The 12,485-nt window shown below is 43.3% G+C and carries 11 protein-coding genes; 10 read left to right on the forward strand and 1 reads right to left on the reverse strand.

Annotation, left to right across the window (positions count from 1 at the left end):
- Positions 1 to 476: 476 nt before the first annotated feature.
- Both JMW64_RS03280 and JMW64_RS03285 read left to right on the forward strand, forming a co-directional pair.
- Entirely contained in the window at positions 477 to 1,214 is a 738-nt protein-coding gene (locus JMW64_RS03280) for a DUF4230 domain-containing protein (RefSeq protein ID WP_109591506.1), read from the forward strand.
- Positions 1,215 to 1,382: 168 nt separating this feature from the next.
- Positions 1,383 to 1,544: a hypothetical protein gene (locus JMW64_RS03285; protein WP_201553238.1), complete on the forward strand. Its 162-nt coding sequence runs from the start codon at positions 1,383 to 1,385 to the stop codon at positions 1,542 to 1,544.
- Between the two features lie 96 nt (positions 1,545 to 1,640).
- On the opposite strand, the gene JMW64_RS03290 is transcribed toward JMW64_RS03285, so the two are convergent.
- On the reverse strand, positions 1,641 to 3,332 hold the full coding sequence (locus tag JMW64_RS03290; protein WP_201553254.1) for a cryptochrome/photolyase family protein: 1,692 nt from the start codon (positions 3,330 to 3,332) through the stop codon (positions 1,641 to 1,643).
- Positions 3,333 to 3,522: 190 nt separating this feature from the next.
- Between JMW64_RS03290 and JMW64_RS03295 the strand changes: the two genes are divergently transcribed.
- The 8 genes from JMW64_RS03295 (at position 3,523) to JMW64_RS03330 (ending at position 12,459) form a co-directional block, all read left to right on the forward strand.
- A complete protein-coding gene (locus tag JMW64_RS03295; RefSeq protein ID WP_201553257.1) occupies positions 3,523 to 4,206 on the forward strand; it encodes a phosphoribosylanthranilate isomerase in 684 nt (227 codons plus the stop codon).
- A gap of 137 nt (positions 4,207 to 4,343) precedes the next feature.
- Positions 4,344 to 5,618, forward strand: a complete 1,275-nt coding sequence (trpB, locus tag JMW64_RS03300; protein WP_227676003.1) for a tryptophan synthase subunit beta — start codon at positions 4,344 to 4,346, stop codon at positions 5,616 to 5,618.
- A gap of 84 nt (positions 5,619 to 5,702) precedes the next feature.
- Positions 5,703 to 6,413 (forward strand): hypothetical protein, encoded by a 711-nt coding sequence (locus tag JMW64_RS03305; RefSeq protein WP_201553260.1) that lies wholly within the window; start codon positions 5,703 to 5,705, stop codon positions 6,411 to 6,413.
- Between the two features lie 67 nt (positions 6,414 to 6,480).
- Positions 6,481 to 7,305 carry a tryptophan synthase subunit alpha gene (gene trpA, locus JMW64_RS03310; protein WP_201553263.1) on the forward strand — a complete coding sequence of 275 codons (825 nt, stop codon included), beginning with the start codon at positions 6,481 to 6,483 and terminating at the stop codon, positions 7,303 to 7,305.
- A gap of 269 nt (positions 7,306 to 7,574) precedes the next feature.
- Positions 7,575 to 8,537 (forward strand): acetyl-CoA carboxylase, carboxyltransferase subunit beta, encoded by a 963-nt coding sequence (gene accD / locus JMW64_RS03315; RefSeq protein WP_201555016.1) that lies wholly within the window; start codon positions 7,575 to 7,577, stop codon positions 8,535 to 8,537.
- 234 nt (positions 8,538 to 8,771) lie between these two features.
- Entirely contained in the window at positions 8,772 to 10,175 is a 1,404-nt protein-coding gene (folC, locus tag JMW64_RS03320; protein WP_201553267.1) for a bifunctional tetrahydrofolate synthase/dihydrofolate synthase, read from the forward strand.
- A 258-nt stretch (positions 10,176 to 10,433) separates the two neighbouring features.
- Positions 10,434 to 11,630, forward strand: a complete 1,197-nt coding sequence (locus JMW64_RS03325) for an SPOR and LysM peptidoglycan-binding domain-containing protein (protein WP_201553269.1) — start codon at positions 10,434 to 10,436, stop codon at positions 11,628 to 11,630.
- 298 nt (positions 11,631 to 11,928) lie between these two features.
- The gene (locus JMW64_RS03330) at positions 11,929 to 12,459 is read left to right on the forward strand and encodes a DUF2726 domain-containing protein (RefSeq protein WP_201553272.1); all 531 of its coding nucleotides are present in this window, start codon (positions 11,929 to 11,931) and stop codon (positions 12,457 to 12,459) included.
- Positions 12,460 to 12,485 lie beyond the last annotated feature (26 nt).

The following is a 12,485-nucleotide window of genomic DNA, read 5'->3' on the forward strand; positions in this document are numbered from 1 at the left end:
TCACTTGGTAATAGTCTAGGACATGCCTAGCTAAAAAGTACTGCGACAAACAGTACATGAATAGAAAGTGCGTTCATAAAACGCCTTACAAAAAGGCTGGAACTTTTCATTTTGTATTAAAATGTTGATGTTGGCAGCGTCATACTTTACGCATAAAGACCAGAAAAATAGATGTACGCCAACATTTTGCTTATACAATCTGACTATGTTAGGTAAAGTTAGCCTAAGACGCAATGACTTTTTGTTTTTTCAGACAGAACGTGACTTAAACGTGACTTAAACGAGCAAATGAGGTCACTATAACTCGATTATTTACCAGTTTTTAGGGTATTTATAGTAAATGGTAGCGCTAGTCATTATGTAGCGTATTGGTAGTTATTACTTGAAGTTGCTGCTCAAAAGTAGCATTTATCATTTAGACAGTTATTTGTTATACGTTTAATAAAAATAAATGATAAAACTCTGAGGGTGTTTATATGAATAATCCTGACAATCGATCTCCTGTTAATAATGATGCGACTAACTCACAAGCGAAAAAACCTATTGCGATGATGTCGTGGATGATATTGCTCATCGGTTTAGCAGCTATCGTCTTTGCTATTTATAGTGTGCAGAATATAACCAAGGAAGAGCCGATAGAAACCATTACTCGTGAAGGCGTGGTCACACAAATTCAAAAATTGAATCGTTTGGAAACAGTGGCATTTAGTGTCGATACCGTCATTACCAGTCAACGCCCTGGCAGTTGGATGAAGCTGTGGCAAGACGAACAAAAGGGTTTGTTTATCGCGCGCGGACGAGTGGAGGCGGGGATTGATTTAAGTGCACTTACCCCTGAAATGGTACAAGTGGTGCAGCCTGAAATTAACGTCGATGAGGTACAAGAAGCGGGTGCCAATACGCCAGTCTCAGTGATGCCGCAAATCAATATTACCATCCCACCATCAGAGATATTTTCGGTTTATCTGGACGATATCGAGATTTATGATTGGCAGACTGGTGCTTTTGGCATGATGCAAGTCGATCCAAAAATATTGCAACAAGCGCAAAGTATGGCAAAAAAAGAAGTACTCGAACGCGCTTGTCGTGGTGATGTCATGAATATGGCACTAGAAAATGCGCAAACCCAACTGCAACAGTTATTTTCGTTAACTGGTGCAGTAGTGACGGTAACGACTCAAGGCGCAGGCGCGTGCCAGATGCCAGTAAAATAACGCATACATAATTTTATTAGAGCCATAGACTAGATAGTCATACGTTAGCTTATTAATTGGAAACACTTAAAGTAACGCCATTTATATTGTATAGTAGAGCTTATCTATTATTCATAATCAACTTATGAATTTCGTTGGTAATATAACCCTATATAAAAGGTGGCGTATATGACAACTCTTAATAATAAACCGTCTTCTGACTCTGAGCGTCAGCTTAATAAGCGCCCTAAAGCGAAAGAATCGCTTTCTTTTGCGACATGGGTGCTGTTAATCATAAGCTTCACTCTACTAGCCTATGCCTTATACATTATCCAAACTCGTATCTTGTAAACTCTAGCTGATACTAGTAAGGGTAGATAACGTGAGTAAGATGCCATAGCTGAAACTCTTAGTAAATTGAGGTTTTAGTGTTGATGTAATGCGTCGCTATTTTTTAAATTCAGCAATCGCTAATTGGCGAGCCGCTTTATGTTCGACCATCGGTAATGGGTAATCAATGTCAGAAAATTTACCGCCCTTTGCTAGTGCTTGACGCATTTTATCCTCGCTATGCAAGATGGTGGTAGGAATGGCTTTTAGCTCAGGCAGCCACGTCTTGATAAATTCGCCATCGGTATCGTGGGTTTTGGCTTGGCTAAAAGGGTTCATAATGCGAAAGTAAGGTGCAGAGTCGGTGCCAGTCGACGCGCTCCATTGCCAACCCCCATTATTGGAGGCAAAGTCGCCGTCTATCAGCTGCTGCATAAAATAACGCTCACCTAAGCGCCAATCAATCAATAAATCCTTGGTTAAAAACATTGCCGTGACCATCCGCAAGCGATTGTGCATAAAGCCCGTTGTATTCAGGCAGCGCATTGCCGCATCGACTAACGGCACGCCAGTTTTACCTATGCACCATGCCGCAAAATCATCTTGATTATATGACCAGTTAATTTTGACATCAGTCTCATGTTTATACGCTTGATGGCGAATCAGCTCGGGCTTATAGTCTAAAACATGACGATAAAAGTCACGCCAAGCCAGCTCACTTATCCAGCGGTTAATGTCATTATTATCAGTGTTGTCAAAGCTATCCCCGCTATCTAAGGTGTCTCCGTCATTCCCATGTAATTCTCCCAGTGCTTTGCTTAATTGTAGGGTAGCTTGTAAGTAGCAAAGTCTGGGGCTGATTGCGCCAATAGTCAGGTAGGCAGATAGCTGACTGGTGGCATTTAAACTGGGTACATCACGGCTCACATCGTAGTTATCAATATCCTCAGCGATGAAGTCCTCTAAACGCTGGCAAGCCGCCGCTTCGCCAGCAGGGTAGGCTGCCCGAGCGTGCTCAAGCTGTACGTCTATATCCATGGGCTCTAATAAACCAGCATTTTGCAGTGCCTTTTGATAATTTTCGACTACTTCTTTACTTACTCTTTCTATATCTTCGATAGTAGCACTGGCTTTCGAGACTTCTAGTTTGGCTTTAGTGTTGCCATTTATGGCGGATGCCTCATGCATTTGTATGGTACTGATATCCAAGGTTTGTCGCCATTTTTTATAAAACGGGGTAAACACTTGATACATGCTTTCGTCATTGGTGGTGATACTTTGCGGTGGCAAGATACATTGGTCATGCCAGCGGATAAATTCTATATCGTTGTTTGCAAGCTGTTTGGTTAATTGCTCATCACGCTTAATCTCATTGCCTTCGTACTCGTGATTGCCCATAACAGTACTGATCTGGTTCGCGCTACAGATATCTAGCATCGCCTCAATACAGTCAGAAAAGCTTGAGCTGACTTGTACTGTTAAGTGGATATTTAATTGCATTTGCAGGGATTTGGCTAAGATAGGCAAGGTGCGAGCGATATGGTCAAGTTGAACCAATGACATATCATGCGTGTGCCACTGCTCAGGAGTCATAAAAAAGATAGCACTGACCTGAGCGTTTTCTGCATTTGCGCGCTCACAAAGTGCAGCTAGAGCGGTGTTATCATGTACTCGCAGGTCACGGCGAAACCACATTAAATAATGCGCTGGGTTTACGCTAATGGCATCGTCGCTATTGTTGACGTTGCTTGTTTCGGTGCTATCTGTGCTATCGGTGTTATGAGACGTTTCCGCCGCCGTTTTAGACATTCAAGTATCCCTATATTAATCAATCGCAATCATAAACAAAACTATGAATAAAAGTATGCTAGGATAAGTTTTTGGTTGCAATTGATTTGCCGCTTAAGTAACAAATTATCACCATTTACTATGATTAACAGCTAATTATAATTTATAATCAATCCTTGTCTATTGTTAAGGTAATATTTAAGGTTGCATCATGCACGTTAAGTTTTGCGGTTTTACCCAGCCTAATGATATTAAAATTGCCGCCCAGTTGGGTGTTGATGCGGTTGGCTTGGTGTTTTATCCACCAAGCCCGCGTGCGGTAACAATTGAACAAGCGCAATCGTTAAGTGCTTCTTTGCCAGCTTTTATAAGTATAGTGGCTTTAGTGGTGAATATGCCGCGCGCAGAGCTGATAGAATTAGCGAATCAGGTCTCTTTTGATATTATTCAATTCCATGGTGATGAAACACCGGAGCAATGTGCGCAGCTGGCCAGTGCGGTCAATAAACGCTGGATAAAAGCGCTGCGTATCAATGCTGACCAACACACCGCTGCTAGCGTGAGCGCCGAGATTAATGAGTTTGCCGCCGCTGGCGCGAACAGCATCTTATTGGATGCTTACCATCCCCATAAATATGGCGGCACAGGGGCACGTTTTGATTGGAGTCTGCTACCGAAAGACAGCTCGCTACCTATTATTTTAGCGGGCGGACTGGATGCCGATAATGTCGCTGCCACTTTAGATTTGCCTATCTATGCGGTCGATGTCAGCGGTGGTATTGAGATTGATAAAGGTAAAAAAGACCCTGCTAAAATGCGTGCCTTTATGAAAGCGGTCAAACGCGACCGATGGCAAAACGCGACGCTTAGCGAACCTTCGGATGTAAATGGCTAGCTTTATAGTTTCAAACTTCATAATTTCAAAATTTACAGTTTTAAACTGCCAAAGCTAATGACGTAAAAAATTTCCCCTATAGTTACTTTAAAAAAACACCAATCCTAAAAATACCACTTATTACAGTAGGAATTACCATGAGTCATGTCGCTAATAAAGAGTTATCTACCACCGCACAAGCTATCAATACTTTTACCAATCCAGAAAGTGTGCAAGATTTTAACCAGTATCCAGATTCCCGTGGACATTTTGGTGTCCACGGTGGACGCTTTGTCTCCGAAACCTTGATGGCAGCCCTTGAGGATCTAGAAGCGCTGTATACCAAAGTTAAAGCCGATCCAGCGTTTTGGGAAGAGTATCATAATGATTTAGTCAATTATGTCGGTCGCCCAACGCCTTTGTATCACGCCAAGCGTTTGAGTGATGAGATTGGCGGCGCGCAAATTTACTTTAAACGCGAAGATTTAAACCATACTGGCGCGCATAAAGTGAATAACACCATTGGGCAAGCACTACTGGCCAAAATGAGTGGTAAAAAACGCATCATCGCAGAGACTGGAGCAGGGCAACATGGCGTTGCGACGGCGACGATAGCTGCGCGTTTGGGCTTAGAGTGTATCGTTTATATGGGTGCTGACGATGTCGAGCGCCAAAAGATGAACGTTTATCGTATGCGCTTACTTGGTACGACAGTTGTGCCAGTGACGTCTGGCTCACGTACGCTGAAAGACGCGATGAACGAAGCGATGCGTGACTGGGTGACTAACGTAGACACGACTTATTATATTATCGGTACAGTTGCCGGTCCGCATCCTTATCCGTTATTGGTACGCGATTTCCAAGCGATTATTGGTAAAGAAGCGCGTGTTCAGCATTTACAAATGACGGGTAAATTACCAGATGCGCTCGTGGCTTGTGTGGGTGGTGGTTCGAACGCCATCGGTCTATTCTTTGACTTTTTAAACGACACGGAAGTTAAAATGTATGGCGTTGAAGCGACAGGAGATGGTATTGAAACGGGTCGTCATTCAGCGCCACTAGCTGCTGGTCGTATCGGTGTACTGCATGGTAACCGTACCTATTTGATGGCCGATGATGAAGGTCAAATTCAAGAAACGCATTCTATTTCAGCAGGTCTTGATTATCCTGGCGTTGGTCCTGAGCACAGCTTCTTAAAAGACATGAAACGTGTTGAGTATGTCGGCTGTACCGATAAAGAATCACTAGAAGGTTTCCATGAAGTGACGCGTAAAGAAGGTATCATCCCTGCGCTTGAATCTGCTCATGCCGTTGCTTATGCCCTAAAGCTAGCTAAAACTATGACCCCTGATCAAACCATCATTGTAAATATGTCAGGTCGTGGCGATAAAGATTTGCATTCAGTGATGAAGGCGGAAGGGATTGAGCTTTAAATTACTACAATTTTAGAGTTCCTATCATTCGAATCTACTTTAGATCTATTATTAACTTGAGAGTTATCTAATATTGAGGGTACGGTGAGTCATAATTTATTTGAGCTAAATAGTTTTCCAGATAAGCTAACACTTAGCCTGCCCTTGAACATTAATTCGCTACTGCCTAAAAAAGAACTAAAGTTTTTTCAAAGTGAAAAGTTTGTTGATAGTATGCAACTAGCTTTGCTCTCGGTAGTGATCGGCTTTCTTTTATATCTAGCAGAAAGGTTTTTAGGTAGTAATGATCTATTAAAGGTTAAATCCATTTTTGTTATATGTAGTATGTTCATGTTATGGTACATATTTTCTCATTACTTAGCATTTTGTAAAGAAAAAGGCCAAAACCTACCTAGTAAACATATGGCAAAAAATATTGATTGGCATTTAGAACCTATCCTGTCTATTACTTCTGATGAACTAAGAATCCTCTCAAATAGTCGTTGTAAAGAGAGAGTGATATGTTTTGATAATATAGATGAAATTGTTTATAACATTGAAAAAGATGATAGTGGTATTTCAATACTCTACAAGCCTAATGGCAGTGAAAGATTCGAGGAAAATATTATTCCTGACTCACTTGATGGAAATGGGTTATCAGAATTTGTACTATTAAAGTCAACGCTTGGAAGTTATGTTTTAAACGATAATTCAGACAATCATTATCAGATTCATAGAATGCAAGTAGCTTTATTATTAACTCATATACTCTATAACCGTACCGAACAGCTAGATATCGACTGGCAAGGTCATTAGTAGAGGGAATATGTGCCTTATACGATTCAATGACAATAAATTAATTTTAAAATTATAAGAGACCAATATGACCCGAATTGAAAGCACCTTTGAAACCTTAAAAGTACAAAACAAAAAAGCCTTGATTCCTTATGTCATGGCAGGTGATCCTAATCCAAGTAACTTCGTTGGCTTGCTACATGACTTGGTTAAGCACGGTGCTGATATGATTGAAGTAGGCTTGCCGTTCTCCGACCCGATGGCAGATGGCCCAGTCGTCGCTTTAGCAGGTGAGCGTGCATTAGCCGCAGGTACGAGTACACGTGATGCGCTAAAAATGGTGGCAGAGTTCCGTCAGCAAGACACGCAGACGCCGATTATCCTCATGGGTTACCTCAATCCTGTTGAAATCATCGGCTATGATAACTTTGTCGCGCTATGTGAGCAGTCAGGTGTCGATGGTATTTTGATGGTTGATTTACCACCAAGCGAGGCGGGCAGTTTTACCCAGCATTTGACTGACCATGCGATGAATGAAATTTTCTTATTGTCACCAACCACTTTACCTGAGCGCCGTGAGCAAGTATTGACCCATTGCGGTGGTTATATTTATTATGTGTCATTAAAAGGCGTGACGGGTTCGGCAACGCTTGATACTGATGATGTTGCGACTCAAGTGCAAGCGATTAAAGCAGCGACTGATTTGCCAGTATGTGTGGGTTTTGGTATTCGTGATGCAACGTCTGCTAAAGCGATTGGAGCGCATGCGGATGGTATTATTGTCGGTAGTGCCTTGGTGCAGAATTTTGCTGATATAGATGCCAATGATAGCACTGCGGTTGCCGCCGCTCAGCAAAAAATCATGGCAAAAATGGATGAGCTACGTGGTGCACTTGATAGTTTGAGAGCCTGAGTTAAATAAAGTTAAATTATCGTCACTTAAATCGTCATGGCAATATGAATAACAATGTTTATAAAGACAGGGTTAAATGACTTTGCTAAAGTTAGTTTACGTGTGTAAACTAACATCACATATAAATTGTTACAGTTTCACGTAAGCGTGCCTTATAACTGCGCTTTATAACTGCGAAAGTTATGAGAATATGTGACGATTAAACTGATCCTTATAAATCGATTCTTAGGGACAAGCGCATGAGCCAGCTTGTCGATAAGCCTTTGATAATGGCGAATAATATGAATGATACGATAACAAAACCTGATATGATGACTCTGAACCATACTGAAAAAAGCAACGCTGAGCCGAACGGTAATACTGCTGGGCAATCGTGGTTTAATCGCCCGATACCGGGTATTAAGCAGCAACTGACGGCAGCTTTGACAGCAGTAGAGACGGAACCGTCAACCAAGTGCAATAATTGTCATTCGATGATTACCAACACGGCGCTGATTTTTAATTGCTATGTTTGCCCGCATTGCGATCATCATTTGCCGATGAGTGCCCGCGAGCGCTTAAACTGGTTGCTCGATCAAGTAGAAGGTGAGCTAGGACAGCAGTTCACTGCCAAAGATCCATTGAGCTTTGTGGATAGTAAGCCGTATCCGCAGCGCATGACGGAAGCACAGGACAAAACCGGCGAGTCTGAGGCGCTGATTGTGATGTACGGTAAATTGCGCAATCTTGATGTGGTGACTTGTGCCTTTGATTTCCGCTTTATGGGCGGTTCTATGGGGTCAGTGGTTGGCGATCGTTTTGTCCAAGCAGCTGAGAAAGCACTGGCAGACAAAGTGCCTTTAGTTTGCTTTGCTGCCTCTGGCGGTGCACGTATGCAAGAAGGCTTGCTGTCTTTGATGCAAATGGCTCGTACTGCCGCAGCGATTGAGCGCTTAAGAATTGCTGGCGTGCCGTATATCGTGATCTTGACCAATCCTGTTTATGGCGGTGTGACTGCGTCGCTCGCTATGTTAGGTGATATTCATTTAGCAGAACCAAAAGCCATGATCGGCTTTGCAGGCAAGCGCGTGATTGAGCAAACGGTTCGTGAGACGCTAGAAGAGCCGTTCCAGCGTGCCGAGTTCTTGTTAGAGCACGGTGTGGTCGATGAAGTGGTGCATCGTCATCAAATGATTGATACCATTTATCGTCTGCTGGCAAAGTTAAGCCGCATGCCTAATGTTGATGCCTAACTTGCTCATCGGCTTGACTAATGGATAACTGAGTTTAATATTCCGCATGACTTATGCTTAGTAGCATGCTAAATTTTGCTGACTAAGTAAGATCAATCAATAGCATTTATCGTCAACAGCGGTAAATGCTATTTTTGCTTTTTGGGCAGGTAGTTATATACTGTCTCTACTTTCTTAATGAATGCTTTCTCATTGACCATTTTTTATTCAAATATTTCAATATAGGCTGTGTCCATGTCCGACTCTCTACTTTTTAACCCTAACACTCCCAACAAGCATTCTAGCTTGACCGAATGGCTCGATTATATGCAGCAGATTCATGTATCGGCAATAGATATGGGGTTGTCGCGAGTTCTGCCAGTTGCCGAGGCGTTAGGCGTGGTACAGTCAGCCAAAGATGATGCTTATGTATTCACGGTGGCAGGCACCAATGGTAAAGGCTCAACGACGGCTGTCATCGCGCAGATGTGCCAAGCAGCAGGTTATAAAACGGCTCTGTATCAATCACCGCATCTAAGTGTATTTAATGAGCGCGTGCGTATTAATGGCGAGATGGTCAGTGACGAGACATTAATTGATGCCTTTAGCAAGGTAGAAGCAGCGCGATTAGCGTGTGAGCTGACCTTGTCATTTTTTGAGATGACCACACTTGCCGCATTATTAATATTTGCCGAAGCGGACTGCGATGTTTGGGTGTTAGAAGTAGGGCTGGGTGGGCGCTTAGATGTGGTCAATATCATTGATCCTGATATGGCAGTGATTACCAATATCGCTATCGATCATGTCGATTGGCTGGGTGACAATGTCGAAGATATTGGCCGTGAGAAAGCAGGTATCTTACGTGATGGTATTAGCGTGGTTTATGGTGCTACCGCGATGCCAGTCAGTGTGCAGCAAGCGATTGATAAGCATCAAGCAACTTGTTATCAAGTTGGGCAAGACTTTGATTATCGTGAAGTGGATGCAAGCGCTTGGCAATATAGCAATGCTGCTGTCACCATGCAATTACCGCGCCCAGCTCTATCATTGACCAATACTGCCACTGCGTTATCAGCAGTGCTCGCAAGTTCGTTAAATGTCGATAGCACTGCTATCGAGCAGGCGCTGCAAACGGTTAGGCTCGCTGGTCGCTTTGATTATCGTGAGACCCACAATCGCCATTGGCTGTTTGATGTCGCGCATAACGAGCAAGGCGTTGAGTTTTTATTGGCGCAACTATTACCGCTTTGGCAACAGCATTTAGCCAATCAAAATAGCTCTGAGGCTCTCAATCACAGCAGTAATCCAAATAGTAGCCGAAAAAATCAAACTACAGGAAAACCTGCCAGCATTAAAATGCTGTTTTCTATGTTGGGTGATAAAGATATCAATAAAGTCGTGCAGCATTTGACGATAGCGGGCTTACCGATTAGCGATTGGTTTGTCGCTGAGATTGATTATCCACGTGCTGCGAGCACTGAGCACTTGCAAGGTATCCTATCAAGCTATGTCGACAATGCTCAAATACACGAATTTAAACGTTTATCAGAAGCGACCGATGCAGCTATCAATGCCAGTCAGCCGCAAGACCTTATCGTAGTATGTGGCTCCTTTCATACGATCGGCGAGGCACTGGCCGCACTGGCGGTTGATAATTAACATTAAAATGGTGCTTATTTAATGTTAATCTTAGCAGTAGCATGATGGCAGACAGTATGAAAAATATGCTTTATAATCAAAGTGATTTGGCAAGTTGCTCTATAATGGCATTAAACGCTTGGCATAACATTTAAAAACGGATGGACGCAACTGGTGGCAATGACACCTCTCAAGGCTATTAAAACTATCTAAACACAGTTTTGAGACGGCAGTTGCGCCGCTCAATCAACCTTATTACCAACTAAGAGACGTAAACGGATGAACTTTTCGAGACAAGCCTTATTGGGCATTGGGATGATTATCGGCGGTAGCGTAATGCTATACGCCATGGTGCAACAGATTGGTGATAGTAATGAACCACAACCAGCGTCAGCAATAGTAGATAAGCCAAGCCCTGAGCAAGAGTCTCCTCAGCCGCTGACGACGGATATCGAGACTGAAAAACGTATCTTGGCAGAAAAACAAAAAGAGCGCGCTGCTCGTGTTGCTGAACAAGAAAAACGTGCCCAGCAGTTCTTAACTGAACAAGAAGCCGCTGAGGCGGAAGCATTGGCAAAAGCCCGTGCAGAAAGTCAGCAGTACATGGCCAGTAGTGCAGCAGCTGCTGAAGAGAGTGATAAATCCAAATCCGATGCGGAAAAAGATGCCACTACAATGCCAATAAAAAAGACTAGCGCTGCTGCGTCAGCTGAAAGTGAGACAAACACTGGCAACCAGCAAAAAGCTGCCCAAGCGCAACAAGAAGCTCAAAGGCAAGCGGCGATTAAAGAGCAGGCTGCCGCAAAGAAACTAGCAGACAGTAAAAAAGAAGCGGAAGCAAAAAGACAAGCGGATGCTAAGAAACAAGCGCAAGCTGCGGCTGAGAAAAAACAAGCGGCAGCAGCAGCGGCTAAAAATGAGCCACCAAAATCGCCTTCTGATTATCAAGTCAAAAGAGGAGATGGGCTGATTAAACTGGCACGGCAGTACAATATGCCAGTAGAAGTATTGGCACAAGCGAACGATCTGTCACCGTCGACATCGCTGCAACTGGGTCAAAACATCACCATTCCATCACGTAAGCAAGTGGAGCGATTAGCACGTGAAGCGGCAGCGGCTGAGCAGGCACGTGAAGACAAGCGTCAGAAAGAAGAGGCTTTAGCCAAAAAATCAGCGGATGCTAAGCGTGAAGCACAGCAGAAACTCAGTGAAGCCCGTAAAGAAGTCAAAGAAACCGACGCCAAAGGCAGCTTTGGGGTGCAAGTAGCATTGGCAAACGATCAAGCCAAAGCAGATGAGCTGGCAAAGAAATTTAAATCTGCAGGCTACCAAGTTAAGACCAGCCCTACCAGCCGCGGGGTTCGCGTCATCGTCGGTCCTGAGCGAGGCAAAGTGGCAGCGTTAGCGTTAAAAGATAAAATTAATAGCGATCCCAAGGTCAATACGACCAGTGCTTGGGTTTTATACTGGCGCTAAAATAGCATTAAAATCACGATAATCGGATGACTGTTATTGCTAAATAAACAGCAGAGTCTTTGTTAGATTTTATTGTTTTATCTGAGTTTTATTCAAACACGACATTTATTGTCGTGTTTTTTGTTTTAGTGTTTGCTGATTGGCGTAAGCTTAGCTACGATGTGCGCCGATTGCCCCTGATTTTTTCTGTATAACGGGTCAGCCTATAAGGGCTGCCCTGTCGCAGTTGAGTATGTATGTCACTTTATGGAAGTCGTCATACATATTTGGCTGCCTTAATCATGTATAAGGTAAAACCATGTCATTTGGTGTTATATTTTTAATATTGGCCGTTGGGTTTTTAGGGCTGATTACCGTACCAAAGCTGTTGAAAAGCCCTCCAGTTGTTGAGCCTGATCCAAAGCCAGTACGCGGTGATGAGTTGGCTATTTGGCCGTTTGCGCCGATGCCGATTATGACGGATACGGAAGTCATTTTCTTTAATAAGCTAAAAAGTGCGTTGCCGGAGTATCATATTTTCGTTCAAGTTCAACTGTCACGCATTATCGAAGGCAATAGCAGTGAGGCGTCCGAGCGTAGCTTTTGGTTCAATCGTATCTGTCGTCAAAGCGTCGATTATGTGATTGTGGATATTGATGCGCAGACCACGCTGGTTGCTATCGAGCTTGATGATTGGACACACACGAGTAAAGCGCGTCAAAAGGCGGATGACAAAAAAGACAAAGCCCTTGCTAGTGCCGGTATTGCTATTGTGCGCTTTCACGCTGAGCGCATGCCAAGCGCAGATATGCTCAGGTACGAGCTGATGCAAGTGATTGAAAATTATTGATAAAGTATCTTTAGCAGGCAGTCAAG

Source organism: Psychrobacter immobilis (assembly GCF_904846065.1).
Lineage (GTDB): Bacteria > Pseudomonadota > Gammaproteobacteria > Pseudomonadales > Moraxellaceae > Psychrobacter > Psychrobacter immobilis_H.